Source organism: Austwickia sp. TVS 96-490-7B (genome assembly GCF_019331795.1).
GTDB lineage: Bacteria > Actinomycetota > Actinomycetes > Actinomycetales > Dermatophilaceae > Austwickia.
The window spans coordinates 752,500-776,396 of sequence record NZ_JAHPZL010000008.1 but is presented as its reverse complement, the minus strand read 5'-3'; the positions used below and the strand labels follow the sequence as shown (position 1 = coordinate 776,396).

At 63.9% G+C, this 23,897-nt stretch carries 25 protein-coding genes and 1 pseudogene; 19 read left to right on the top strand and 7 right to left on the bottom strand.

Annotated features, from left to right (window positions below):
• The 5 genes from KEM60_RS14030 to KEM60_RS14010 form a co-directional block, all read left to right on the top strand.
• Nucleotides 1-223 (top strand): hypothetical protein (locus tag KEM60_RS14030; protein ID WP_219108166.1); only part of this gene is annotated, 223 nt, incomplete at its 5' end.
• 60 nt (nucleotides 224-283) lie between these two features.
• Nucleotides 284-1,855 (top strand): alkyl hydroperoxide reductase subunit F, encoded by a 1,572-nt coding sequence (ahpF, locus tag KEM60_RS14025; RefSeq protein ID WP_219108165.1) that lies wholly within the window; start codon nucleotides 284-286, stop codon nucleotides 1,853-1,855.
• 84 nt (nucleotides 1,856-1,939) lie between these two features.
• Nucleotides 1,940-2,845 (top strand): LysR substrate-binding domain-containing protein, encoded by a 906-nt coding sequence (locus tag KEM60_RS14020; protein ID WP_219108164.1) that lies wholly within the window; start codon nucleotides 1,940-1,942, stop codon nucleotides 2,843-2,845.
• A 96-nt stretch (nucleotides 2,846-2,941) separates the two neighbouring features.
• Nucleotides 2,942-3,337, top strand: a complete 396-nt coding sequence (locus KEM60_RS14015) for a DivIVA domain-containing protein (RefSeq protein WP_255574670.1) — start codon at nucleotides 2,942-2,944, stop codon at nucleotides 3,335-3,337.
• Nucleotides 3,337-4,563, top strand: a complete 1,227-nt coding sequence (locus tag KEM60_RS14010) for a hypothetical protein (protein ID WP_255574669.1) — start codon at nucleotides 3,337-3,339, stop codon at nucleotides 4,561-4,563. Before KEM60_RS14015 ends, KEM60_RS14010 begins: the two co-directional genes overlap by 1 nt.
• An 84-nt stretch (nucleotides 4,564-4,647) precedes the next feature.
• Here KEM60_RS14010 and KEM60_RS14005 read toward each other — a convergent pair whose 3' ends face one another.
• Nucleotides 4,648-5,454 carry an enoyl-CoA hydratase/isomerase family protein gene (locus KEM60_RS14005; protein WP_219108163.1) on the bottom strand — a complete coding sequence of 269 codons (807 nt, stop codon included), beginning with the start codon at nucleotides 5,452-5,454 and terminating at the stop codon, nucleotides 4,648-4,650.
• 219 nt (nucleotides 5,455-5,673) lie between these two features.
• On the opposite strand from KEM60_RS14005, the gene KEM60_RS14000 reads away from it, so the two are divergent.
• Nucleotides 5,674-5,850 carry a DUF3117 domain-containing protein gene (locus KEM60_RS14000; protein WP_219108162.1) on the top strand — a complete coding sequence of 59 codons (177 nt, stop codon included), beginning with the start codon at nucleotides 5,674-5,676 and terminating at the stop codon, nucleotides 5,848-5,850.
• A 166-nt stretch (nucleotides 5,851-6,016) separates the two neighbouring features.
• Here KEM60_RS14000 and KEM60_RS13995 read toward each other — a convergent pair whose 3' ends face one another.
• Nucleotides 6,017-6,649: an O-methyltransferase gene (locus KEM60_RS13995; RefSeq protein WP_219108161.1), complete on the bottom strand. Its 633-nt coding sequence runs from the start codon at nucleotides 6,647-6,649 to the stop codon at nucleotides 6,017-6,019.
• A gap of 269 nt (nucleotides 6,650-6,918) precedes the next feature.
• On the opposite strand from KEM60_RS13995, the gene sigE reads away from it, so the two are divergent.
• Together sigE and KEM60_RS13985 are read left to right on the top strand one after the other, a co-directional pair.
• Nucleotides 6,919-7,527 carry an RNA polymerase sigma factor SigE gene (gene sigE / locus KEM60_RS13990; RefSeq protein WP_255574647.1) on the top strand — a complete coding sequence of 203 codons (609 nt, stop codon included), beginning with the start codon at nucleotides 6,919-6,921 and terminating at the stop codon, nucleotides 7,525-7,527.
• A gap of 94 nt (nucleotides 7,528-7,621) precedes the next feature.
• Nucleotides 7,622-8,002 carry a twin-arginine translocase TatA/TatE family subunit gene (locus KEM60_RS13985; protein WP_255574646.1) on the top strand — a complete coding sequence of 127 codons (381 nt, stop codon included), beginning with the start codon at nucleotides 7,622-7,624 and terminating at the stop codon, nucleotides 8,000-8,002.
• A 66-nt stretch (nucleotides 8,003-8,068) separates the two neighbouring features.
• On the opposite strand, the gene KEM60_RS13980 is transcribed toward KEM60_RS13985, so the two are convergent.
• Genes KEM60_RS13980 through KEM60_RS13970 form a run of 3 tightly spaced genes read right to left on the bottom strand, consistent with a single transcriptional unit; the run spans nucleotide 8,069 to nucleotide 11,220 of the window.
• Nucleotides 8,069-9,199: an Mrp/NBP35 family ATP-binding protein gene (locus tag KEM60_RS13980; RefSeq protein WP_219108160.1), complete on the bottom strand. Its 1,131-nt coding sequence runs from the start codon at nucleotides 9,197-9,199 to the stop codon at nucleotides 8,069-8,071.
• 10 nt (nucleotides 9,200-9,209) lie between these two features.
• The gene (locus KEM60_RS13975) at nucleotides 9,210-9,959 is read right to left on the bottom strand and encodes a DUF1003 domain-containing protein (RefSeq protein ID WP_219108159.1); all 750 of its coding nucleotides are present in this window, start codon (nucleotides 9,957-9,959) and stop codon (nucleotides 9,210-9,212) included.
• Nucleotides 9,952-11,220, bottom strand: coding sequence for a magnesium transporter MgtE N-terminal domain-containing protein (locus KEM60_RS13970; protein ID WP_219108158.1), 1,269 nt, complete (start codon nucleotides 11,218-11,220; stop codon nucleotides 9,952-9,954). The genes KEM60_RS13975 and KEM60_RS13970 overlap by 8 nt, the downstream gene beginning before the upstream one ends.
• Before the next feature lie 190 nt (nucleotides 11,221-11,410).
• Between KEM60_RS13970 and KEM60_RS13965 the strand changes: the two genes are divergently transcribed.
• From KEM60_RS13965 to KEM60_RS13920, 10 genes and pseudogenes are all read left to right on the top strand, one after another.
• Nucleotides 11,411-12,505, top strand: coding sequence for a CoA ester lyase (locus tag KEM60_RS13965; protein ID WP_219108300.1), 1,095 nt, complete (start codon nucleotides 11,411-11,413; stop codon nucleotides 12,503-12,505).
• Between the two features lie 26 nt (nucleotides 12,506-12,531).
• A complete protein-coding gene (locus KEM60_RS13960; protein ID WP_219108157.1) occupies nucleotides 12,532-13,410 on the top strand; it encodes a CoA ester lyase in 879 nt (292 codons plus the stop codon).
• 57 nt (nucleotides 13,411-13,467) lie between these two features.
• Nucleotides 13,468-14,379 carry a hypothetical protein gene (locus KEM60_RS13955; RefSeq protein ID WP_219108156.1) on the top strand — a complete coding sequence of 304 codons (912 nt, stop codon included), beginning with the start codon at nucleotides 13,468-13,470 and terminating at the stop codon, nucleotides 14,377-14,379.
• Nucleotides 14,376-14,756, top strand: a complete 381-nt coding sequence (locus KEM60_RS13950) for a GntR family transcriptional regulator (RefSeq protein WP_219108155.1) — start codon at nucleotides 14,376-14,378, stop codon at nucleotides 14,754-14,756. The genes KEM60_RS13955 and KEM60_RS13950 overlap by 4 nt, the downstream gene beginning before the upstream one ends.
• 114 nt (nucleotides 14,757-14,870) lie before the next feature.
• Nucleotides 14,871-15,083 (top strand): annotated as a pseudogene (locus tag KEM60_RS17025) (ATP-binding cassette domain-containing protein); the annotation flags it as partial.
• A gap of 40 nt (nucleotides 15,084-15,123) precedes the next feature.
• Nucleotides 15,124-15,462, top strand: a complete 339-nt coding sequence (locus KEM60_RS16685; protein WP_255574645.1) for a hypothetical protein — start codon at nucleotides 15,124-15,126, stop codon at nucleotides 15,460-15,462.
• Nucleotides 15,463-15,467: 5 nt separating this feature from the next.
• The gene (locus tag KEM60_RS13935; protein WP_219108152.1) at nucleotides 15,468-16,301 is read left to right on the top strand and encodes a hypothetical protein; all 834 of its coding nucleotides are present in this window, start codon (nucleotides 15,468-15,470) and stop codon (nucleotides 16,299-16,301) included.
• 202 nt (nucleotides 16,302-16,503) lie between these two features.
• Nucleotides 16,504-17,697 carry an acyl-CoA dehydrogenase family protein gene (locus KEM60_RS13930; RefSeq protein WP_219108151.1) on the top strand — a complete coding sequence of 398 codons (1,194 nt, stop codon included), beginning with the start codon at nucleotides 16,504-16,506 and terminating at the stop codon, nucleotides 17,695-17,697.
• 322 nt (nucleotides 17,698-18,019) lie between these two features.
• Entirely contained in the window at nucleotides 18,020-18,433 is a 414-nt protein-coding gene (locus KEM60_RS13925; protein WP_219108150.1) for an META domain-containing protein, read from the top strand.
• Between the two features lie 276 nt (nucleotides 18,434-18,709).
• Entirely contained in the window at nucleotides 18,710-19,564 is an 855-nt protein-coding gene (locus tag KEM60_RS13920) for a general stress protein (protein ID WP_219108149.1), read from the top strand.
• 110 nt (nucleotides 19,565-19,674) lie between these two features.
• Here KEM60_RS13920 and KEM60_RS13915 read toward each other — a convergent pair whose 3' ends face one another.
• Nucleotides 19,675-21,189: an aminopeptidase P family protein gene (locus KEM60_RS13915; protein WP_219108148.1), complete on the bottom strand. Its 1,515-nt coding sequence runs from the start codon at nucleotides 21,187-21,189 to the stop codon at nucleotides 19,675-19,677.
• A 117-nt stretch (nucleotides 21,190-21,306) separates the two neighbouring features.
• Here KEM60_RS13915 and KEM60_RS13910 point away from each other — a divergent pair, with 117 nt between their 5' ends.
• The gene (locus KEM60_RS13910; RefSeq protein WP_219108147.1) at nucleotides 21,307-22,803 is read left to right on the top strand and encodes a threonine/serine exporter ThrE family protein; all 1,497 of its coding nucleotides are present in this window, start codon (nucleotides 21,307-21,309) and stop codon (nucleotides 22,801-22,803) included.
• Here KEM60_RS13910 and KEM60_RS13905 read toward each other — a convergent pair.
• On the bottom strand, nucleotides 22,778-23,662 hold the full coding sequence (locus KEM60_RS13905) for a CPBP family intramembrane glutamic endopeptidase (RefSeq protein WP_219108146.1): 885 nt from the start codon (nucleotides 23,660-23,662) through the stop codon (nucleotides 22,778-22,780). The two genes, KEM60_RS13910 and KEM60_RS13905, sit on opposite strands and share 26 nt — an antisense overlap.
• Between the last annotated feature and the right edge of the window lie 235 nt (nucleotides 23,663-23,897).

Sequence of the window (23,897 nt, the reverse complement as noted above, 5' to 3'; positions counted from 1 at the left end):
TCACTGGAGGCCGCCCACCACGGAAAAACACCACAGCAGCACTGCTCTACGTGCTACTCAGTCACCCTCACTGCGCGGAGATGTCTCCACTGTGGTGCCGCCGCACGCCGCTGCCGCCCGGTCCTGGCCCGGACGATGCCGACGTACGACGAACCGTGGACCACTCCGGCCTCGTACGGCCTACTGTCACGGACCCGTCACGCATCACCACGCGCGACGCTGATGCGCCACCACCTCGCGCCCCCGACCGCGGGCGCGTACCGCCTGTCACTCGAGGAGAGCCATGCTCGACAAGGATCTGCTGGACCAGCTGAAGACCTACCTGGAGATGGTGAAAGAGCCCATCGAGCTCGTTGCCACCCTCGGCGATGGCCCCAAGGCCGCAGACATGCAGGCCATGCTCACCGAGATCGCTGCTCTATCAGACAAGGTCACCGCCAGGTTTGACGGTAGCAACCCCCGCCAGCCCGCCTTCGACATTGTGCGAGCCGGCACTGACATCAAGGTCACCTTCGCGGGACTCCCCCTGGGGCACGAGTTCACCTCGCTCGTGCTGGCGCTGCTGCATGTCGGTGGCCACACCATCAAAGAGGACGAAGACACTGTCGCCGCGATCACCGCACTGGATGGCGACTACGAATTCACGACGTACATGTCGCTGGAATGCCAAAACTGTCCGGCCGTCGTCCAAGCCCTCAACACGATGGCTGTGCTCAACCCCCGCATCACGCACACTGCCGTCGAAGGATCGCTCTTCCAGGATGAGGTGAACGCGAAGAATATCCTCGCCGTTCCCACGGTCTATCTCAACGGTGAGGTCTTTGGGCAAGGCCGCATGGACGCCGCCCAGATCGTCGCCAAACTCGACTCCGGCGCCAGCGAGCGCGCTGCGGCAAAACTCACCGAAAAAGAACCTTATGAGGTGCTCGTCGTCGGAGGAGGCCCGGCTGGGGCTGCCGCGTCGATCTACACCGCACGTAAGGGCATCCGCACCGGACTCGTCGCCGAACGCTTCGGCGGTCAGGTGCTCGACACGATGGCCATCGAAAACTTCGTCTCGGTGCCGCACACTGAAGGGCCCACGCTCGCCGCCAACTTGGAAGAGCACGTCCGTCAGTACGATGTTGACCTCATGAAAGGTCTGGCCGCCACCAAACTGGTGCCTGCCAGCGCGCCGGGCGGTCTCCACACCGTCGAATTCGGCACCGGGTCGTTGCAAGCTAAATCCGTGGTGCTCGCGACCGGTGCTCGCTGGCGGCACATGGGCGTGCCCGGCGAAGAGGAATACCGCAACAAGGGTGTCACCTTCTGCCCGCACTGCGACGGCCCCCTCTTCAAGGGCAAGAAAATCGCTGTCATTGGCGGCGGCAACTCCGGCATCGAAGCGGCGATCGACCTCGCCGGTGTCGTCGGCCACGTCACGGTCATCGAATTCCTCGACGTCCTGCGCGCCGATGAGGTCCTCGTCGACAAGCTCAAGAGCCTGCCTAACGTCGACATCATCATGAACGCCCGCACCACCGAAGTCCTCGGCGATGGCACCGCAGTCACCGGAATCACCTACGAGGACCGCACCAGCGGCGAGATCAAACAGCTCGACCTGCAAGGGATCTTCGTGCAGATCGGTCTCCTGCCCAACACCGAGTTCCTCAAGGGCAGCGTCGAACTCTCCGAGCGGGGCGAGATCGTCATCGATGCCCGTGGCGCCACCAACATCCCCGGCATCTTTGGTGCCGGCGATTGCACCACCATCCCGTACAAGCAGATCATCGTGGCTGAAGGCTCCGGGGCGACCGCTGCCCTCTCTGCTTTCGACCACCTCATCCGCACCAGCGGATCGACCACGACGGTCTGAGGCCGCCGTCACACACCCGGGGGTCGATGACCACGGCACGGGAACATCGACCCCCGGGTGGACATCCCACGGAAGAGACCACCCATGAACCTGCGCGACCTTGAATACCTCGTCGCCCTGGCCGACCATCGCCACTTTGGGCGAGCCGCCGCCGCCTGCTACGTCAGCCAGCCCACCCTGTCCACCCAGATCAAAAAACTCGAAACCGAGCTGGGCGTCCCCCTGGTCGAACGCGGATCTCGATCAGTGCTACTCACCCCCGCTGGCGCCGAAGTGGTCGTCCGGGCCCGCCATCTTCTTGACGACGCTGACCAGATCCGCCGGATCGCCAAAGCCGTCGCCGACCCCGAAGCGGGTGTCTTGCGGTTGGGACTATTCCCCACACTCGCGCCGTATCTGCTGCCACATGTCATGGACCGGTTGCGTGCCCGCTTCCCCCGCCTTGAACTTCTTCTCGTTGAGGAAAAAAGCCCCGCGCTGATCGACCAACTGCGCAGCGGCGCTCTCGACGCAGCCGTCCTCGCCACACCCGTCGGGGAAGACGGGCTCATCTGTGAGCCCGTCTTCCAAGAAGACTTCCTCCTGGCCATCCCGCCAGACCATCGTCTCGCCCACGCCGAGGAGCCACTCCCCGTCGACGTCCTCTCTGGGCAAGAACTGCTCCTTCTCGAAGATGGCCACTGCCTGCGTGAACAGGCCCTTGACGTCTGCGCCCGCGGCGGCGGTCGGGAACGCGGCGGTTTCCGTGCCACCAGCTTGGAAACGCTGCGCCACATGGTGGCCACCGGAGCTGGGCTGACCTTGCTGCCACGGCTCTCAGTCAGCGCTCCTGTCCCCGCTCACCCTGGAGTGGTGCTCAAAGAGCTAGCCGCGCCCACCCCCCATCGGCAGGTGGCACTGGTCCGACGCGCCACCCACGTCGATGCCGCACTGCTTGGCGAGGTCGCCCAGGTCTTGAGAGATGTCCCGCACGTCACTCCACTCAGCTAACCGCGGCCGGGACCGGGGCATCACCCCTGTCCCGGCCCGAAGACTCAGGAACCGGCGAGAAGAGATCCATCTCGGCATGGCACCATCAGAACCGTGATGGTCCTTCTGTGTGTTCTTGTCGTCCTGTTGGCCGGTGCGGTCGCGGCGCTCGCCAGTGGGCGGGTCGGCACCGACATGAGCGTGGCGATGCCACCACCGGTGCACACCACTGGCCATGAGCTATTGACCGGTGACGAGATCACCCGCGCTGATGTCGCAGCGCTGCGCTTCGACCGAGCCGCGCGCGGCTATCGGATGGATCAGGTCGATGCCGTGCTCGACCGGATCGCTGAGCAGCTCGACGCCCGTGACGAACGGATCGCGGTGCTCACCGCCCACCTCGAAGGTCAAGGCCAAGCCTGGCACACCGCACCAGAGCCAGTCCCCGACCGACCAGATGATCCCTTATCTACCCCAGCAACGCCAGAGTCGACGCCAGGCTCTCCGTCGTGATGGCGCCCGCCTGGTGGCGGGTGAGGCTGCAGGAATCACATCGCTTCGCGATGGTGATCCTGGCCGTGTACCTCCTGGCCCGAGGATTTAGCGCTTTACTGCTCGTCGAGCTCACCCACTACCAAGTCCCCGTGAGCTGGACCGGGCCCGACGTGCGCTATGACACCATCGTCGGGCTCTGGGATGCTGGCTGGTACAAAGAGATCGCCACCCAGGGCTACCCACCAGTGTTGCCTCGTGACGAACTCGGCCAGTTGCAACAAAACGCCTGGGCGTTCTATCCCCTATTCCCCTTCCTCACCCGCGCCTTCATGGCGATCACCGGGGCACCCTTCGCGATCACTGGGGCCATGCTGGCGCTGGTCCTCGGCGGCGCTGCCGCCCTGCTCATCGCCGTAATATTGCGCGCTCACATCGGCACAGGGGGAGCGATCGCAGCGACCGCCGTCTGGTCTACCTGCGCGCCGTCGCCGGTGCTCCAAGTGGCCTACACCGAAAGCCTGGCGATCCTGCTGCTAGCAGCAGTTCTATATTTCCTAGAACGGCAACGATGGTGGCCTGCTGCAGGGATCGCCGTCCTGACCGGCTTGGCCCGCCCCATCGCCGTACCTTTAGGGATCGTCGCGCTCGTTGCGGTCTTCGTCCGCTGGCGCCGCCGCGAAGCCCAACCGATCTCCCGTAGCGAGTACGGCGGGATGGCAGCCGCTGTGGTCGGATGCGGATTGGCGGGATTGACCTGGCCAGTCATCGCCTGGTGGGGGACCGGGGTACGCACCGCCTACACCGACACCATGGGAACCTGGCGGTACGGCCAAGACATTGTGCCGCTGAAACCCTGGGTGGGAATTGCGGACTACCTCTTCGGCCCGGCTGGACCGTGGGCTCTGGTGGCGGCCGTCGTGCTGATCATCGGGGTCGCTGTGGGGCCCTGGGCGGCCCAGCTATCTCCGGTGTTGCGTGCCTGGATCCTGGCATATCCGTTGTACCTGGCGGTGGTCCTCGATCCAGGGACGAGTTTGTTCAGATACCTTCTTCCTTGCTTTCCGTGGGCAGCGATCGCCGTCGACGCAGCCTGGCGGCGCAACGAGGACGTGATGCGGTCGTCCATGGCGATGCTCTCCCGGTGGGGGGTCACCGCCGGGTGGGTGCTCTTCGGCCTGGCCACCCAATGGTGGTGGTTATACGAGCTGTGGCGTTTTGTCCCCCCCAGCGACTTTCCGCCGTGATCGCAGGACCATGACAACGACAGCGGCGTTTCACCCCTCGGGGTGGAACGCCGCTGTCATCGCTCAGAACGTGGCGGACACAGGTCAGCGACCGTTGAATTGTGGGGCCTGTTTCGTCAAGAAAGCTTCCACCGCAACGCGATGATCAGCGCTCGCGCCGGTCCGGGCCATCATCTGTGCCTCAAACTCCAAGGTCTGCTCCAAATCGTGACCGGCACCATACGCCACCGAACGCCGTAGCGCGCCGTACGCGAGCGTCGGGCCGGCTGCCAGATCGCTGGCCAGCTGAGCCACCGTAGATTCCAGCTCATCGTCGGGGACAAGCTGGTCGATCAGCCCCAGGCGGAGGCACTCGTCAGCCGGGATAGTGCGCGGCCGCAACAGCAGAGCTTTAGCCCTGGCTGGGCCCACCAATCGAGGCAGCCAATACGACGTCCCTGAATCACAGGACAGGGCGATGCCAGCAAATGCCGGATTCATGCCAGCACTCGCCGCCATCACGCGCAGGTCTGCCGCGAAGGCGAAGGCCATCCCAGCGCCGGCGGCGACACCGTTGATCGCGGCGATGACTGGTTTGTCCATCGTGGCGAGCAAGCTGACGATCGGGTTGTAGTGCTCGGTGACTGTGGTGCCGAGGGCTTCATGATCGGCGGTGAGGGCAGCGACGTGTTCGTGGAGGTCTTGCCCCACGCAGAAAGCACGGCCAGCGCCAGTGAGGACCACGCAACGGACGTTGTCGTCCTGGGCGACATCAGTTAACGCGGTCAGTAAGGCATGTTTGGTGGCCATATCCAGGGCGTTCATGGCGGTTGGTCGGTGGATTTGCACCGTGGACACGCCGTGGTCCTGGATGATTCGTACCGGTGCATCCGTGAGAGGCACGGTGTTCATGGGCTGTTCCTTCCCCGATCCTGAGGGCTGGTGAATCGACGGACTTGTCAGCTGAATTCCGCCCCCGATTTCGCATGGCCAGAGCAGCAAGGGATAATGGTCCTTGTCGGGCGAACGATTGCGACGATGGGCGTCTGGTGGACGACCATGACGGCAGCGTACGGCGTCTGAGGATGTCGATGAGCCTGCAGTGCACCAGAACCTGAGAAAGGGGCAAAGATGGCCGCGATGAAGCCGCGCACCGGCGACGGGCCGCTGGAAGTCACCAAAGAGGGGCGCGCGATCATCGTGCGTATGCCTATTGAGGGCGGTGGCCGGCTGGTCGTCGAGATGACCCCTGATGAGGCTGCTGACCTCGGGCGCGCCATCCAGGGTTGCGAGAGCGTTCCGCTCTGAGCCACGGCGTTGACCATCCTGCTCCCTCAGCGATCTGGCGTAGCCGAGGGGCGGGGCACGATTGTTTTTCCAGGAGGGGTTCCGCATATCGCGGGGCCCCTGCTGTTGTTTTCCCGTGATTGCTCCGTCGGGCTGCAGGCTCCAACCTGTGCTGAGCTGCCGTGAGTTAGCGCTTCACCGCAGCAAAAAGGCCGTCTCCCACTGGAAGCAGTGTGGGGATAATTCGCTCATCGTCACGCAACTGTTTGCCCAGGTCGCGCACGATGGTGGTGGTTTCGTCCCGGACCGCGGGATCTGCAACACGGTCATGCCACAGCATGTTGTTGATAGCCAGGACGCCACCGCGTCGCAGAATCCTGATCGCTTGTTCGACATAGGCCGGATAGTCCGGTTTCGCGGCGTCAACGTGCACCATGTCGTAGGCCTGATCGGTCAATCGAGGGAGGACGTCGAGGGCATCCCCAGTGATCACTCGAGTGCGTTGCGGGGGCACCCCGGCCTCCTGAAAGGCCTGTTTTGCCATGCGGCCATGCTCTGGCTCCACTTCGATGGTGGTCAAGATGCCGTCGGCGGGCATGCCCTCCAAAATCCACAGCCCGGAAATGCCAGCCCCAGAGCCAATCTCGACGACGGCGCGGGCTCGGGTCGCCGCGGCCAGCAATCGCAGTGTGGCTCCAGTGCCGGGGAGGATGGGGGTGGCGCCGAGCTGCTCACCGCGGGCTCGCGCATTCTCCAGGGCCAGTGTTTCGCCCACGAAGTCCTCGGCGTAGGCCCAGGAGGCCGCCTTCTGCGCGCTCATGGTGGAAGCCTACTTGCCGACCAGGTGATTGGACCTGGTCGGCGGGCCGCCAGATCGCGTTACGTCGCCGTATCGAAAGGAAAGAAGCGTCCCGCTGATCGTCGCGATAGAAGATGTCACAGTCGTTGCCAGGTGGCGGCATCCTAGGCAAAGACGAATCCCCGATTCAGGGGACTCCCAGGGTTTTCTTGCACGATGGAGTCGTCCGAGTGCGACTCTCACCATTAACGGTCGACTCGGTAGCCGTCTCAGACATCAAGGATTTTCACGTGAACTCCACTTTCTCGTCCCCCGCAGATGTCGCCGACTCCTGGGTCGCGCCGACATGGGAAGAGGTGGTGCGGGACCATTCCGCCCGTGTTTACCGCCTGGCTTACCGCCTCACCGGCAATCCACACGATGCCGAAGATCTGACCCATGATGTTTTTGTGCGGGTCTTCCGTTCTCTCGACCGGTATCAACCCGGGACCTTCGAAGGATGGCTACACCGCATCACCACCAATCTTTTCTTGGATCGGATGCGGCGTAAGCAACGTATCCGTTTCGATGCGCTTGCTGAGGAGTCAGCGGCACGCCTGCCCAGTCGGGCTCCCGGGCCAGAGCAGGCCTACGACGACTGCACCTTCGATGACGATGTTCAGCGCGCTCTGGATGCGTTGGCCCCCGAGTTCCGGGCCGCCGTGGTGTTGTGCGATATCGAAGGATTGACCTACGAGGAGGTTGCCGCCACCTTGGGGATCAAATTGGGGACGGTGCGTTCCCGAATCCATCGAGGTCGAGCTCAGCTGCGCACCGCATTGGCGCATCGTGCTCCGCGGTCGGAACGCTCTCGGGCGACTCGTCTGCCTGGGCTGTCTGCCTCACCGCAGCTGGCCTGAGGAAAGGTGGCTCGGCCACGGTCCTGGGTGACTCTCGTGGCAGGATGACAACGCCGCCACCACGGAGCGGTTCCTGTACGACGAGGGGCACGGCGTGATCGATATCAATGGCTGGGAGTTCGTGATCATCATGGTGATCGCGTTCGTCTTGATCGGTCCGGACAAGCTGCCGTCGTACGTCGCTCGTCTCCGGGCTTGGGTGCGTGACCTGCGTCAGATGGCTGATGGCGCGCGCACCCAATTGCGCCAGCAGATGGGGCCGGAGTTCGACAATGTGGACTGGAAGGCGTATGACCCGCGTCAATACGATCCGCGTCGGATCGTGCGGGAGGTGCTCCTGGAGGACAAATCACCGACGTCATCGCCAGACTCCTCGGCCGGGAGTGCGATGACTGGTGATTCGAAGGCTCACCGTCAGGGGAATGTCGCTCATGACCCGACTCGGCCCACGCCGTACGACGTCGACGCGACCTGAGAACGACCCTGCTGATCATGGTGATGGCCCCGCTCCCTGTGGAGCGGGGCCATCACGGGTGAAACCTCAGGAGAAATTGACTCCGAGACGTTTGCCAGCAAGGCCGCGCGATCGAGTGGCGAGTTGGCGGGCGATGTCGCGCAACGCCATCCCAGCGGGGGAGTCCGCAGCGTGCAGAGCCACCGGGCGTCCAGCGTCGGATCCTTCACGCAGCGACTGGTCCAGGGGGATCTGGCCCAGCAATGGCACTGGCGCCCCGATCAGTGTGGACAGCGACTCCGCGACGGCTTGGCCACCGCCGCTGCCAAACAGTTCCTGTCGGGTGCCATCAGGCAACTCCAGCCAGGACATGTTTTCGATGACACCGACGAGTCGTTGGTGGGTTTGCACCGAGATTGACCCGGCGCGTTCGGCGACCTCGGCAGCGGCTTGTTGCGGGGTGGTGACCACGACAATCTCCGAGCCGGGGATCAACTGAGAGATCGAGATGGCGACATCTCCGGTGCCTGGGGGCAGGTCCAGCAGCAGGATGTCCAGGTCGCCCCAGTAGACATCGGCAAGGAACTGCTGGAGGGCGCGGTGCAGCATCGGGCCACGCCAGACAACGGGCGCATTGTCTGGGACAAACATGCCGACCGAAATGACTTTCACCCCGGAGGCCATCGGCGGCATGATCATGTCTTCGACCTGTGTGGGGGGATGGTCGACCCCCAACATGCGGGGGATGGAGAAGCCATAGATATCGGCGTCCACAACGCCGACCTTCAAACCGTCAGCAGCGAGCGCCGCGGCCAGGTTTGCGGTGATGGAGGACTTGCCTACCCCGCCCTTGCCGGAGGCGATGGCATAGACCCGGGTGAGGGATTCAGGCCGAGCGAACGGGATCTCTCGTTCCGGGGTGCCGCCGCGCAGGCGGGTGCGTAACTCGGCCCGTTGTTCTTCGTTCATCACGTTCATCGTCACAGTGACCTCGGTGACACCGTCCACGGCGGTCAGGGCGGCGGTGACATCGGTGGTGATCTTCTCGCGCATCGGGCAACCGGCGACAGTGAGCAGGATCTCGACGGTCACGGCCCCGGATTCGGTGACCGACAGGTCGGCGACCATTCCTAGCTCGGTGATGGGGCGGTGGATCTCGGGGTCCTCAACCTCGGCCAGCGCGGCGAGGAGGACATCGTTGGTGGGGGCAACAGCCATGTTCGTCACCTTAACGGCCTGTCGGGGGCTTGCCGGACCATCGCTCGTCAACGTGGTCGTCAGGCCGCTCCCCGGCCAAGACGGCGCGGGCTTGGTCGGCCAGTGGGTCGGCACTGGGGGTACGCCCGGTGGCGGGGGCGGGCAGGATGATGTTGTGGTCGTCATGGTGACGGGGCCGCTGGTGGGCGCGTTTGTGTTTCTTGGTTTTCCGGGGGGTGACCGGGATGGGTTCTGATCGGGACTTTTCGCACTGTTGGCAGGGCTGTGTGGTGGCTGTGGCCAGTTCTTCGAGAAGGCCGCGTAGTTCGGAGCGGAGATAGTCGCGGGTCGCCATATCGCGCATCGCGATGCGTAGTGCGGCGACTTCTCTGGTCAGATATTCGGTGTCGGCAAGATTGCGTTCGTCGCGGGCGCGGTCTTGTTCCAGCGCGACGCGGTCTCGATCGTCTTGACGGTTTTGTGCGAGCAGGATCAAGGGAGCGGCGTACGAGGCTTGGGTTGAAAAGAAGAGATTAAGGAGGATAAAGGGGTAGGGGTCGAATTGGAGACCGAATATTCCGACGAGATTGACAGTGACCCAGATGACCACAAACACGGTCATCCACAGCAAGAACTTCGCGGTGCCCATATAGCGGGCAAAGCGTTCGGCGAATACGCCAAACTGGTCCCCGTTGAGTCGGGGTAGTCCGAGGCGGAAGGTGCGTCGGGTGGATTCGCTGGGTAGGTCTAGGCGGTAGGGGTCGCGGCGTGGGTCAGCCATCGGTCACCTCGTGACGGTCCTCGCGCCAGTCGTCCGGCAGCAGGTGGTCGAGTAGGTCGTCCACGGTCACCGCGCCGAGCAGATGCCCATCGTCGTCGACGACCGGCACGGAGACGTTGTTGTATGTCGCCATTTCTCGGGTGATGGTGCCGATAGAGGCGTCGGGACGGACCGGGTCGACGCTCTTGTCCAGGATCGAACCGACAGCGGCATGGGGGGGTTCTCGGAGCAGGCGTTGGATGTGGACCATCCCGAGATATCGTCCGGTCGGTGTTTCCAGTGGGGAGCGGCAAACAAAGACAGTCGCTGCGGTCGCTGGAGAGATCTCTGCGCGTCGGACGACGGCCAGGGCTTCGGCGATGGTGGCTTCCGGAGGCAGGATGACTGGTTCGGTGGTCATGAGGCCGCCGGCGGTGTCCTCGTCGTAGGTGAGGAGGCGCCGGATGTCTTCGGCCTCTTCTGGCTCCATCAGTTGCAGGTAGCGTTCTTGCGCTTCGGGGGTGAGCTCGGAGAGGAGGTCAGCGGCGTCGTCTGGTTGCATCGCTTCCAGCACATCTGCCGCTCGGTGTGAGGCCAGCGTTGCCAGGATCTCTACTTGGTGATCTTCGGGGAGTTCCTCGAGGACGTCAGCGAGTTTTTCGTCGTCGAGGGCGGCTGCGACTTGGGCGCGGCGGGCCACGGGGAGATCGTGGATGATCTCTGCCAAATCAGCGGCTTTGAGGTCGTCGTAATTTTCGAGCAGTCTGTCTGCGCCTTGTTCCGTGTCGACGGTGAGAAGTCCTTTGACTTCTTCGATGGCGACGGTGAATGCTTCACCGCGGCGTCGACGTAACCCGAATCGGCTGGTGACGGTCTCTTCTTTGCGGACAAACGCTCGTGCGACGGCCCAGTCTCGGGCGCCTTCGCGCTCGATGGCGATGTCTTCGATGGTGGCGCGGTAGTCCCCGTCCGGATCGCGCACGATGACAGATCGTTCGAAGACTTCTGCCAGCAGCAGGGTCTCGTTGGGACGTTGCTCGAAGCGGCGCATATTGACCAGGCCGGTCGTGACGACCTGGCCGCCTTCGACGCTGGTGACTCTGGTCATCGGCACAAATACCCGCCGTCGTCCGGGCACTTCGACGGTCATGCCGATCACCCGTGGTCGACGCCTGGTGGTGGTCACGGTCACGACGACATCGCGGACTCGCCCCACCTGATCACCAAGGGGGTCGAACACGCTCAAACTGGCGAGTCGGCTCACGAAGACTCTGGTCGTCACGTCATGAGGCTACCGTTTCGTGGCGTCCGCTCCGGTCAGCGGGGTGAGTGGGCAATCTTGGTCACCGGTGGCGGGACTCCTCGGTGCGGGTGGTGAAGCCCTGAGGTGGATGAGGGGTGTCGACGGCGCGTGTGCGCTGTCCAGGCTTGGTAGCGTGCCCATGGAGCGGCGATGGCAGGAGGTCACCGACATGCGTAGCGCCCGAGACTTTTTCAGTCCGCTGGCGGTGGGGGCACCGGTTCCGTTGAGGGAGGTGCCGACTCGACCTAGCCGCGCGATCCATTTCTTCGACCCGTCGAACTCGAAGATGGCGGCGAAAATCCCCGCGATGGTGGGTGGCGTCGATGTCCTCCTGGGCAATCTGGAGGACGCCGTCAAGGCCGACAACAAGGTCGCGGCCCGGGACGGACTGGTCCGCATCGCTCGAGACACCAACTTCGGCAGCACTCAGTTGTGGACCCGACTCAATGCTCTGGACAGTCCGTGGTTCCTTGATGACATCACCACGGTGATGGCTGAGATCGGCGACCGGCTTGATGTGGTGATGATCCCTAAAGTGCAGGGCCCTGAAGACATTCATTACGTCGATCGCCTGCTGGCTCAACTTGAAGCGAAGGCCAGATTGGCCAGGCCAATCCTGGTGCATGCCATTTTGGAGACCGCTCGTGGCGTCGCGAACGTCGAAGCCATCTGCGCGGCCTCACCGCGGATGCAGGGGCTCTCGTTAGGGCCGGCAGACCTCGCCGCTGACCGGCGGATGAAAACCACGCGAGTCGGCGGGGGACATCCGGGTTATCTGGTGCGTTCCGATGCGGTCCGGGGGGCCGACGGTCGGTACGACGTCCACGGTGAGCAGCACCCGCGGACGACGTACCAGCAGGATCTGTGGCATTACACGCTGGCGCGGATGGTTGATGCCTGCGCGATGCACGGGATCGGTGCCTATTACGGGCCGTTCGGAGACATCACCGATGTCGTCGGTTGTGAGGACCAATTCCGTAATGCGTTCTTATTGGGGTGCGTGGGGGCGTGGACCTTGCATCCGGTCCAGATCGATATCGCTCGGAGGGTCTTCAGTCCCGATCCGGCGGAGGTCGAACACGCCTACCGAGTGGTTGCCGCGATGGGGGATGGCACCGGCGCGGTGATGGTGGACGGCAAGATGGAGGACGACGCGTCATGCAAGCAGTGTCAGGTCGTGGTTGACCTGGCTGAGCAGCTGGCCCGGGTCGATCCGGACCTAGCTGAGCGTTACGCTGCGGCCCGACAGACAGCCTGCCCGTAAATCTCCTGGTCAGTGAGGAAAATCAGATGACCGACATGACATACCGCCCCCGCCGTTCCGTGCTGTACATGCCCAGTTCGCATCCGCGGGCGTTGGAGAAGGCCATGTCGATTCCATGTGACGGGATCATCTTTGACCTAGAGGATGCGGTCGCCCCTGACGCCAAACCCGCTGCTCGCGACGCTGCCTGCGCGGCAGTGCAGTCCGGGAATTATGGTCGTCGTGAATTAGTGATTCGGGTCAACGGTCAAGACACCTCCTGGCATGACGACGATCTGCGTGCGGCATGTGCAGCTGGCCCGGATGCGATCGCCGTACCGAAGGTCGCGGATGCCTCGCAGGTGCGGGCGCTGGTCGCGGCGATGGAGGAGTACGGCGCGCCAGCGCACACCATGTTGTGGGCGATGGTGGAGACCCCAGCGGCGATCATGCGCTGCGAAGAGATCGCTGCGGCGTCGCCGCGGTTGACGGTGCTGGTGATGGGGACGAATGACCTGGCGAAGGAGTTGCGCGCTGAGCATGTGCCAGGTCGGGAGCCGTTGCGCACGGGCTTGCAGTGGTGTCTCCTCGCGGCTCGGGCCACCGGCACGGTGATCTTGGACGGGGTGTTTAACGATGTCCGAGACGTTGAAGGGTTCACTGCTGAGTGTGTGCAGGGCCGTGAATGGGGCTTTGACGGGAAGACAGTCATCCACCCCGGGCAGGTTGATCCGGCCAACGAGGCGTTTGCGCCGAGCGCGTCAGCGGTAGCCGATGCGGAGGGCATCGTGGCGGCTTGGGACGCGGGGAAGGGGAGCGGGGTGGTGACGTATCAGGGCCGGATGATTGAGAATCTGCACGTGGACACGGCTCGTCGCGTGTTGGCCACGGCGGCGGCGATCGCTGACTTGGCGGCGACGCCCTAGACGAATGCCTGACAGCGATTCCGCCACCGCCCCCCTTTTTGTCCTACGTTTTGTCCTATGACAATGATGGTGGGGCAGGTCTCGGTGAGCCATGTCGTCTTCACTGGGGTGGTCGGGGCGATCATCGCTCTGATCTCCGCGGCTGTCAGCCTGAGCCATCGCCAGGACTACGTGCGCCGCGATGTTGATCGTCTCGTCGCCGACGGCGTGGCCTTGCCGTTGGACGACGCTGAGATCGTGTGGCAGCGCCAGCGCGCTCGCGCTCAGGGACGCATCTTTGGTCAAAGCGTTGGCGCTGCCGTGTTTTTCATCATGGTGACCTCCGTGACGGACGGTCCGATGCGAGGGGCGAATCTTCTCGTGACGGCCCTCGGAAGTGTGTCGATCGTGCTCTGTGTCGGTGCGTCTGAAACGTGGGCGCACGTGCGGGCCATTCCGGCGATGCAGTTACGGCGAGTGGCGATGTCACGATCACGAGACCTCGCCGGGTACACCCCACCGTGGAATCGGACCGTGGCCAGGGACGTCGCTGCCATGCCTGCGATCCAGATCCTCGTGGGAGTGACCTTGGCCTTACTCGGTCAGCAGCGGGTCTTGATGCTGGTGGTGGTGCCCGCCGTCGCGGCGTTGGGGCTGTGGTGGATTCTGCACGCACTGGTAGCCCACGTCTTGGAATGCCCGATGCCGGCGGATAGTCCCGGATCGTTGTTGTGGACCGAGCTGCAGCGGGCACTCCTGCTGCACGAACTGACCGTGCTCACCGCCGCGGTGACTGTCATCGTCACCATCTTTCCCCTGGTGTTGGCCGTGCTGATCGCCCCCGCTGAGCTTCCCAGTTACCTGCCATGGCTCGCTGGGGCTGAGGGTGTGATTGCGACGTTGTTCTTGATAGTGGGGATACTGCGGGAACATCAAGGACGGACCTTGCGGTGGTTCCGCCAGCACGCAGGACAGGAACTCACGACATGATCATCGCTCTCGATCCGGCCTCCACCGTCGCTCCGTACGCTCAGATCCGGGATCAGGTGGTCGACGGCATTACCGCTGGAACTCTCGCGGTCGGGGCGAAACTGCCGACAGTGCGGCAACTCGCCGGTGATCTCGGACTCGCTGTCAACACCGTCGCTAAGGCCTACAAACAGCTCGAAGCGGAAGGGCATGTCGCCACCCGAGGCCGACTCGGCACCGTGGTCCTCGCCCGACGCCATGATCCGACCGCGGCTGCTGACCCGCGACCGGCTCCGGGGGAAGAAACCCATGCCGCTGCGATCCTGCTCGCTCGAGCAGCGCAACGGCACGGCCTCGACCTCGACCAAGCCATCGGGTTATTGCGCCAGATCTGGTAACCACCGCCCCCATGGGATCCCCGATGTTACTGTCCGGGAACATGATCAGATGTTCCTCGGATCCGTCAGAGGGGCCGCCACTGGCACCGACCGGGGACAGTCCCCGGAAGAACCGTGACACCGCAGCAACCAGCCACCCTGGAAGCCACCGGGCTCACCCTGACCTACCCCATCGACCACGACGGGCGCATCGTCGCCGCCCTCGACGATGCGCACCTTACCGTCGCTGCCAGTCACCTCGCGGCCCTCGTCGGTCATTCCGGCATCGGCAAGTCGACCCTGGTGCACTGTCTCGCCGGGCTGTTCCAACCTGACCGAGGCGACATCCTGGTGCGTGCTGTCTCCGGTCAGCTGCGACCTACCCTGCGTGACGATCTCGGATCACGCATCGGCTCCTGTCTTCCAGGAGCCGATGTTGCTGCCCTTCCTCACCGTGTCCGAAAACATCCTGCTCCCAGCGCATTACGCCCGCCGACTGCGCCACGGACGTCATCGCCTCCCTGAGCTCCTCGACCTGCTCAGCGCGGTCACCAACAACGGATGCGCCGTGGTGATGGCCACCCACGACCTGGAACTGGCTGCTCGCGCCGACGACATCATCTGCATCGCTGAGGGTCGCATCCGCGGCTCCTACCAGGGCCTGACCCCGGCTGATCTGCTTCAGGTCATCGAAGCTGCCCGTCACGGCCAGGCGATGGGGAAGTGAACTGGATGTCCCTCAGCATCGGTCTGAAATTCTTCAAGCGGCACTGGCGTTCTCGGATCGCCAGCATCCAGCATCATTCGCGGCGCTGTGACTGCGTTTGTCATGGCGTTCCTTGCGGGGGTCTGGGGGGCGCGGCCCGTATCACCCCGTACGACCTGTTTGGGGGCAACTCCTGGCTCGGTGCCACCACGGCGCGACGATCTTCCCGCACCTGGACTGCGACGCTGAGCCTGCACACTGTCGTCCGGCGCAACCTCACCTGGATGACCGGGACCCGCACCTCCACCGCGGTAATGACTACATATCCCTCCGTGATAGGCCCCTCTTTGGTCTTTATCGCCTGGACCGTCTCCTTCGTCGGGTTGGTCGAAACGAACTCACAAGGCCTTGCTCGCTGGGCGATCGCCGTCGGTGACCTCGCCCACGTTGACCTCGCCCGCGAGATCAACTACGGCACCATCATCGTCCTCCTGGCGCCCATCGTCATCCTCGGCATCTGCGGTGGAATCGCTGCTGCCATCATGTCCGGCAAAGAACGCCGCGACATCTACCTCACCTGCTCGGTGATCGGTGGCCGACCGAGCGAATTGCGCGCCCAAGCCATCGCCGAGACCACGGGATACGCCGTCTCGATCCTGGCCTGGTCCTTCCTGGTCTGGGCAGTGCCGGTCGGGACGCAGGCCGTGATCATATGGGTGAAGTTGGGGGTGCTGGTGACCCCCTGGGTGTCCCTGGCAGTCCTGGTTGGTCTGGTGCTCTGCGTCACCATCAGTCTCGGTGCGCGGGTCATGGCGGCAGCCCGAGAGGTCACGTTCATCCGGGCGCAGTACGCCGAGTAAGTCGTCCTCAGCTCTCGTGCTTAGACGTGGCGGGGGTCACCTCTTCCGACCGCCTGTGCGCAGGCGTCATCACGGCATAGTGGCGCCTGGAATGCGGTACGGCGTCCTGTCAGGGTCGACATGATCGGCTGGGCGTGGTCGTCGTACGGACCTTTCGCCGCTGCCGGCCTCGGCGCCCGGCCGGCCCGAGCAAGGGGTGGACATGTCCCGATTGCAGCGCACTGATGGCCTGACCGAAGAGCAGACCGAGCTGATCAAGCTGGTCCGCGAGTTCGTTGACGATCAGATCCTTCCGGTTGCCACTGAGCTGGAGCATCGGGATGAATACCCGCAAGCCATCGTCGATCAGATGAAAGAGATGGGCATCTTCGGGTTGATGATCCCCGAGGAGTACGGCGGATTGGGCGAATCCTTGCTGACCTATGCGCTGACCGTGGAGGAGATCGCTCGGGGATGGATGAGTGTGTCGGGCATCATCAACACCCATTTCATCGTGGCTTACATGCTGCTGCAGCATGGCACCCAGCAACAGAAAGACCACTATTTGCCGAAGATGGCGACCGGCGAGATCCGGGGGTCGTTTTCCATGTCTGAGCCGGGCTGTGGCTCAGACGTGTCAGCTATCACCTCCCGCGCCGTGCGGGATGGCGAGGGTTGGGCGGTCAACGCTCAAAAAATGTGGCTCACCAACGGTGGCTCGTCCAATTTGACTGCGGTGTTAGTGAAGACCGACACCGGCGCGGACTCGGTCTACCAGAACATGACGACCTTCCTCATCGACAAAAACCCAGGTTTCGGCGCCCAAGAGAATGGCATCACGGTGCCGGGCAAGATCGAGAAGATGGGCTACAAGGGTGTCGATACCACCGAGCTGATCCTGGATGGTCATCACACCTCTGATGCGCAGATCCTTGGTGGTGAGCCGGGCCGAGGTTTCTATCAGATGATGGATGGGGTCGAGGTGGGGCGGGTTAATGTTGCCGCCCGCGCGTGCGGGGTCGCCCGCCGCGCTTTTGAACTCGGGGTCGCCTACGCCCAGCAGCGGGAGACCTTCGGCAAAAAGTTGGTGGACCATCAGGCTGTGCTCTTCCGACTGGCCGACATGGCGACCAAGGTGGAGGCAGCTCACCAGATGATGGTGATGGCCGCGAAGCTGAAAGACTCCGGCAAGCGAAATGACGTTGAAGCGGGCATGGCAAAATATCTCGCCGCCGAATATTGCGCAGATGTGGTCGAGCAGTCGTTCCGCATTCATGGCGGCTATGGATATTCCAAGGAATATGAGATCGAGCGTCTCTATCGGGAAGCCCCGATGCTCTTGATTGGCGAGGGCACTGCGGAGATCCAGAAGATGATCATCGGGCGGAGTCTGTTAAAAGACTACGCGCTGCGATGATGATGAGGTAACGCGCCACTGGACTACTCCGGGAGGGGTGTCGGCCCGGGCTGTGAGGTCCGGGCCGATCCTATGTCCTGGTTAAACACCCCATTTGGGGCATTTGGGCGGTGTTGGGGTGCCTGGCGATCGGCTCCTTCGGCGGCATCGGTGAACTTTTATTTACTTTCGTGTCTTCGTTCGATGTTGTCGACGATACAGCTGTGATAAAAGTTTTAACTGTCGGCGCATTGATGACCGAGGGGGCCCGCAGGGGGTCAGGAGGACATCTGTCGTCGGCGCAGCATGTCGTTCATGATTCAACGAATTGTTAGGGGAAATCGTGCACCTTCATGTTCGTCCCGCAGGGCGTATTCTTGCCGGAACTCTGTCCGCTGTCACCGCCCTCGCCATGCTCACCGCTCCCGGAGCGCTCGCCGCTGACTCTGGTATCACCGGAAAGCAATGGAAACTCCAGAACGCATCCGCCCAGCCCGCCTACTTCCAGGTCGACGGTGACCAGCTCACCGGCTCCGGGCCGTGCAACTCCATCAGTGCCCACGCCGTCATTGACGGTGACCAACTCACCCTCGACCAGGTGCGCACCACGCGGGTGGGTTGCGAAGGCAAAGAAGGCCAGACCGAACAGCGCATGTTCGCCGCGCTACGTGAAGGTACTGTCACTGCCACCGTCAGCGGCAACACCCTCACCGTGAGCCGGGAGAGCGGGCAGACGACTTTCGTCTCGGGGAACTGACCTTCCCGCTAGGCCCGCACCAGAGGTACGACGCCCCGCGGCGTCGTACCTCTTTGCGATGCAGGAGGATGAAACCTGACCGCCACCAACGCGATCGACCCGATCCGCGCCGTGCAGCTATCTCAGGGGTCTGGTCCCCAGGAATCCCCGGCCCCGCGACGGCGTTGCCGTCATCAGCTAGCGTGAGGTGCTCCTGCGGGTCACACCGCGCACCCGGCGTACCAGTCCAGGAAGTGAGCCGACATGACCCAACCCGGTGGGCAGCCGAGGATCCCCATGAGTCGCCTACAACTGCAGCACCCGATGAGCCTGCAGGTCTTTGAGGAGTACGAACAGGCACAGCGCACCGTCGACTACCTTTCTGATCGCGAATTCCCGGTGGAAAACGTCATGATCGTCGGTACCGACCTCAAACAGGTCGAACGAGTCACCGGACGACTCACCGGCGGTAAAGTCCTCGTCTCCGGAGCCTTCTCTGGATCCGGCATGGGCATCCTCGTCGGGGTGATGATGTGGGGCTTCGCTGAAGGCGGAGGCCCGGGCACCCTCGTCACCGGCATCCTCATCGGGGCACTTTTTGGGGCGATCTGGGCGGCACTGGCCTATCGACTCACCGGTGGCGCCCGCGACTTCACCTCAGTCACACAGGTCGTGGCCACCCGCTACGAAGTCCTCGTCGAACACACCCTGTTCCACCCGGCGCGGCGGCTTCTCGACGAGATGCGCACCGGCATCTCCGCAGACGCCAGGCCGGTCGCGCCCAGTGCGCCGCCGCCCCCGCAGCACCAACCCGGCCCCTACGGCCAGCAGGCTCCTGGCGACACCCAGGGGCCGGTCCACTCAGGAGCGCCGACCCCGCCAGCGGCTGGTCCCACCACGCTGCTGCCCGTCGACCCGGCACATCCTCACCAGGCTCCAGCGGAGACTCCAGCTCCCCGTTACCGGACGTACGGCGAAGCGCTCGACGCGGCCCGGGCGGCCCGAGCTGCAGAACAACAGCAGCCCACCGAGAAAACGCCCACGCCGACGAACCCCGCGACTCCCGGCGCCGGAGCATCCCCGCAAAACCCTGACGGGGAGCGCACCCCCGCGACCCAAAAACTGCACCAAGGACCACCGCCGACTCCATGAGCCAGGCAGGGATGTGGGCGTGACAAGCGCCCCAGCGCCCTCCCTGACCAGACTGGTCCCCGACCTCCCATGAGAAGTCGGGGACCAGTCTTGGTGGTGGCGCTCGCCAATTAGCTGTGCGGCAGCACCGTCGCCATCCACGCTTCCACGTCCTCAGCCGAACGCGGCAGGTGATGGCTCAACAATTCGCACCCATCCTCGGTGACCATGACGTCATCTTCGATACGTACCCCGATGCCTCGCCAATCCTCCGGCACCAACAAGTCGTCCTCTTTGAAGTAGAGCCCCGGCTCCACCGTCAGGACCATTCCGGGACGCAGGTCAGCGTCCATGTAGTCCTCGCGCAGCGCCAACGCACAATCGTGCACATCTAAGCCGAGGTGGTGGCTGGTGCCATGGACCATCCAGCGCCGATGCCACGCGCCACGCTGCGGATCCAAAGCGTGCTCCACGTCAACACCATCAGGGAGCATGCCCCAGGCATAGAGGTGCTCGGCGATCACCCGGATCGCTGCGGCGTGCACATCTTTGAATTTCGCTCCCGGACGCACCGCGGCAATCCCTGCTGACTGCGCGGCGAATACGGCGTCGTACACCTGTCGTTGCGCCGCAGTGAACCGTCCGTCCACCGGCAACGTCCGGGTGATGTCCGCGGTAAACAGCGAATCCATCTCGATGCCAGCGTCCAACAGGACCAGATCGCCCGGGCGGACATCGCCAGTGTTGCGCACCCAATGCAGGGTGTTTGCGTGATCAGCTGCCGCGCAGATCGACTCATAACCGACCCCGTTGCCTTCATGGCGGGCGGTCCGGTTGAAGGTCCCCTCGATCCACCGCTCACCCCGGCCGCGTCGGACAGCCTCCGGGAATTCCGCCACTACGGCTTCGAAGGCTCGCGCTGTCGCCGCGCACGCCTGGCGCATCTGCTCGGCTTCCCAGTCGTCCTTGCACAGCCGCAAGGTTGAGAGGAAACGAGCCAATTCCTGATCCGCAGTGACCGCCTCTTGGTGGGCCTGCTCAGCGACGCCTTCGTCCTGACATACGGTCGCGCGCACCGTGTCCACCTGGGCCGTGACGACGACATCGGCGTCCCGGACCACCCGCACCTGCACGGTCCCGACGTCTTTACCGACCTCAGTCTCGAATTGCGACAGATCGCGAGTGGTGATTCCCAACTCGACCTGGGTGGAAGCCAACGTCGGCCGGGGACCGACCCAGAATTCGCCGTATCTACTGTCGGCGAAGAACTCATCGGTGTCTCGCCCCGATGCTGGCCGGAAATACAACACCGACTCGTGCCCGCCACCCTCCGCGGGTTCCAGCACCAGCACGGCATCTGGCTCACGGTCGGCGCCCAGCCCGGTCAAGTGGGCGAAGGCGCTGTGCGGACGGAACAGGTAATCACAGTCGTTGCTGCGCACCTTCAGCCCTCCAGCCGGGACCACCAGCCGTTCACCAGGAAAGGCCTCGGATAAGGCCTGCCTGCGACGCTCGGTGTAATCAGCGACCGACGCGCGCGGGGTGGTGTCCTCCTTCCGGGGTGCCCAACCCGACGCGATGTAGCGACGGAACTCTTCGGTGACCGGGATCCCCCGGTGTTCGGCCTTCGTCTGCTTCTCGCTCATTCGGCCACTCTTTCACGCACCCCGGCAGGTAGTCCTCAGGATTCCCTGGACGCGCTGGAAATAGCTTGTCGAGCAGCGAGTTTGCCTTCAAGGGGTGCCCTGCCTGAGGCTGGGGGGATGACGGGGGGACACCGCGAACACGACAGCCAAAAAACCACCGACGCACCACCTCTGATGCCCCCGAAAGCGCCCCGCGCTACCGGCACCAGACTCCCCGGGTTGCGTTCCCGGATCAGGCATGCTGTCGAAGGGTCACCACCCACCTGGGGGATGCGACTGCAAGCCGTCTCCGACGGTGTGGAAGAAGCCCGCGCTCGCGCCGTCATCGACCTGACCATGCGGATCGCCGAAGCCTTGCTGACCACAGGGTCATCCGCCGCAGATGTCACCGCCACCGCGTTGCAACTGGTCCGGGCCTACGGATTGCGTTCAGTGCACGTCGACGTCACCTACACCTCCATCACGGTGTCCCACCACCGCGGCGCCACCGACGACCCGGTGACCATCATGCGGGTCGTTTCCAGCCGCACCAGTGACTTCGACCGTCTCGGACGCATCCAAGACCTCGTCGCCGAACTGGCCGTGGATCCGGTGCCCGTTGAGGAAGCCCGCCGTCGGTTCACTGCGATCATGCAACGCCCCCACCCCTACCGCCGGGCCGTGGTGACCGCCGCCAATGCGGTCCTCGCAGGTTTCGTCGCTGCACTACTTAACGGGACTCTGCTGGAGATCTGCATCACCGTTGTCACCGCCACCGTCATCGACCGCTCCTTGCTGTGGGTCTTCCAACGGCGCCTAGCAGCATTCTTCGGTCAGATCGTCGGCGGAGCGATCCCCACGGCGGTGGCCGTGGCTTTGATGTATGCCCGCGCCCATCACGTTCCCGGTTTCGCTGAAGTATCCCCGTCCATCGTCGTCACCGCCGCGATCGTGGTGCTCCTCGCCGGTCTGCAACTCGTCGGCGCCGCCCAGGACGCCATCGACGGCTACTACGTCACCGCCACTGGGCGAGCCTTCGAAGTGCTCCTGCTCACCTTGGGTGTGGTCGTCGGGATCCTCGTGGTCCTCGGCGCAGGTGCCCGGTGGGGAGCACCCGGTTACATCGCACCCAGTACGGCGTTCACGCCGTCCGTCGCCGTCCAAATCATGTTGGCCGCGCTGGTCTCCGCCGCCTTCGGAATCTCCACCTACGCCGGTCCGCGCACCGTGCTGGTGTCCATGGCCAGCGGCGCGATCGGCTGGGCGACGTACGTCGTCGCAACCTTCGCGTCACTCTCCGTGGTCCCAGCGAGCGCGCTGGGGGCGTTCTCCGTGGGTTTGGTGGCGCAAGCTTTGGGCCGGATCTGTCGAGTGCCAGCGCTGGCGATCACCACGGCGGGGATCGTCACACTGCTTCCCGGTGGCATGGTGTACCGCGGCCTGTACGACTACGCCGGAATAGGGGCCGACTCAGGTTTGGGGACCTTAGCGACAGCAGCATCCATCGGCTTGGCATTAGCTGCCGGAGTGAGCTTAGGGACCTACGTGGGCCGACCGGTGGGGGAGGCCGGTCGGTCCCGGGCGCAGACCGCAGCGTTGGGTCGGGCTCTTAGCAGTCGGAGCCGGGCGGAGTGACTGCGGCGCGGTTCTGGCGCATCGCCCGCACCAGATACCAGATGCTCGCTGTCATGATCACAGTGACGAAGAGGCTACCTTCAGGGCCAAATTGACCGCCGGTGATCAGAGTGTTGGAGCTCGGATCGGAGGTCAGCTGAATCAAGAAAGTTTTCGCTTCGATCCCCGAGGTCGTCTCACCCCACAGGTGGCTCTGGCACCAGTTCCATGTGGCGTGGAAAGCGCACACTCCCCACAGCCCGTTTTCCCACAACGCCCACACTGCGAAGAACACCGCGATCAGGACCAGGTTGATCACGCCGACCGGGCCGATCCCGTCAGCGGTGCCGTGCAGCGCGGTGAAGAACACCGCCTGGCCCACAATGGCTGCTTTCAGCCCCCACCGATGGTCCAACACCTGCATCAGGAACCCTCGGGTGATGATTTCCTCGGTGCCGCCCTGGACTAAGTAGGCGGGGAGGAACAACGCCACCGGAAGGATCGCTGCGGGGGAGATCTCTCCCAGAGTCGCCTGACCAGTGACGACGATCCCCATCACGATCACACTCATCATGGCGATACCTATGAGCGCACCCCGCCGCGCGTGATGTCTGGCATGGGAGCGGGCCAGACCCAGCGATCGAAGGTCACGTCCTTCGCGGAATCGAACCCACACCCCTAACAGCACCAACGACATCAAGAACCCCACCGCCATCAACGCCTTGTCAGCAAGGTCGCTCCCGGTGGGCAAGGTCGTGACCATCGCCCCGGCCACAGCGACCACCGCCGCGACCACCACCCCCACGATCGGACCGGTCGGCCGACGCGCCGACCCCATCGCATGCACGAACGACGTTGCCGGTGGCTCCCACAAAGACATCTGCTCTCCCCAGATCGATGATCGACAGGCCATGACCCTGAACCTGCAGGCCACGACGACAGCCGCGAACATTAACACGGCCGGAACAGTGCTTACTGGACGTCAAAGCACAGCTACCTGAAGGCCGCCGCGCACCTCATTCCTCACGGCCCGACAACCACACCTGGACGATGACCGAGACGCCGTACCCACCACACAGACGCTCCCGTTCCCCAGGCCGATTGGGTGACGACCC

What these genes read in the sequence shown, in the direction of transcription:
- KEM60_RS13935 (WP_219108152.1), top strand. Translation starts at nt 15,468, where the DNA reads ATGTCCCTCAGCATCGGTCTGAAATTCTTCAAGCGGCACTGGCGTTCT.
- KEM60_RS13905 (WP_219108146.1), bottom strand. Translation starts at nt 23,662, where the DNA reads ATGTCTTTGTGGGAGCCACCGGCAACGTCGTTCGTGCATGCGATGGGG.
- KEM60_RS13950 (WP_219108155.1), top strand. Translation starts at nt 14,376, where the DNA reads ATGATCATCGCTCTCGATCCGGCCTCCACCGTCGCTCCGTACGCTCAG.
- KEM60_RS13980 (WP_219108160.1), bottom strand. Translation starts at nt 9,199, where the DNA reads ATGGCTGTTGCCCCCACCAACGATGTCCTCCTCGCCGCGCTGGCCGAG.
- KEM60_RS14015 (WP_255574670.1), top strand. Translation starts at nt 2,942, where the DNA reads ATGGTCCTTCTGTGTGTTCTTGTCGTCCTGTTGGCCGGTGCGGTCGCG.
- KEM60_RS13960 (WP_219108157.1), top strand. Translation starts at nt 12,532, where the DNA reads ATGACCGACATGACATACCGCCCCCGCCGTTCCGTGCTGTACATGCCC.
- KEM60_RS14000 (WP_219108162.1), top strand. Translation starts at nt 5,674, where the DNA reads ATGGCCGCGATGAAGCCGCGCACCGGCGACGGGCCGCTGGAAGTCACC.
- KEM60_RS13930 (WP_219108151.1), top strand. Translation starts at nt 16,504, where the DNA reads ATGTCCCGATTGCAGCGCACTGATGGCCTGACCGAAGAGCAGACCGAG.
- KEM60_RS14010 (WP_255574669.1), top strand. Translation starts at nt 3,337, where the DNA reads ATGGCGCCCGCCTGGTGGCGGGTGAGGCTGCAGGAATCACATCGCTTC.
- KEM60_RS13915 (WP_219108148.1), bottom strand. Translation starts at nt 21,189, where the DNA reads ATGAGCGAGAAGCAGACGAAGGCCGAACACCGGGGGATCCCGGTCACC.
- KEM60_RS13975 (WP_219108159.1), bottom strand. Translation starts at nt 9,959, where the DNA reads ATGGCTGACCCACGCCGCGACCCCTACCGCCTAGACCTACCCAGCGAA.
- KEM60_RS13995 (WP_219108161.1), bottom strand. Translation starts at nt 6,649, where the DNA reads ATGAGCGCGCAGAAGGCGGCCTCCTGGGCCTACGCCGAGGACTTCGTG.
- KEM60_RS13955 (WP_219108156.1), top strand. Translation starts at nt 13,468, where the DNA reads ATGACAATGATGGTGGGGCAGGTCTCGGTGAGCCATGTCGTCTTCACT.
- KEM60_RS14020 (WP_219108164.1), top strand. Translation starts at nt 1,940, where the DNA reads ATGAACCTGCGCGACCTTGAATACCTCGTCGCCCTGGCCGACCATCGC.
- KEM60_RS13920 (WP_219108149.1), top strand. Translation starts at nt 18,710, where the DNA reads ATGAGTCGCCTACAACTGCAGCACCCGATGAGCCTGCAGGTCTTTGAG.
- KEM60_RS14005 (WP_219108163.1), bottom strand. Translation starts at nt 5,454, where the DNA reads ATGAACACCGTGCCTCTCACGGATGCACCGGTACGAATCATCCAGGAC.
- ahpF (WP_219108165.1), top strand. Translation starts at nt 284, where the DNA reads ATGCTCGACAAGGATCTGCTGGACCAGCTGAAGACCTACCTGGAGATG.
- KEM60_RS13910 (WP_219108147.1), top strand. Translation starts at nt 21,307, where the DNA reads ATGACGGGGGGACACCGCGAACACGACAGCCAAAAAACCACCGACGCA.
- KEM60_RS13965 (WP_219108300.1), top strand. Translation starts at nt 11,411, where the DNA reads ATGCGTAGCGCCCGAGACTTTTTCAGTCCGCTGGCGGTGGGGGCACCG.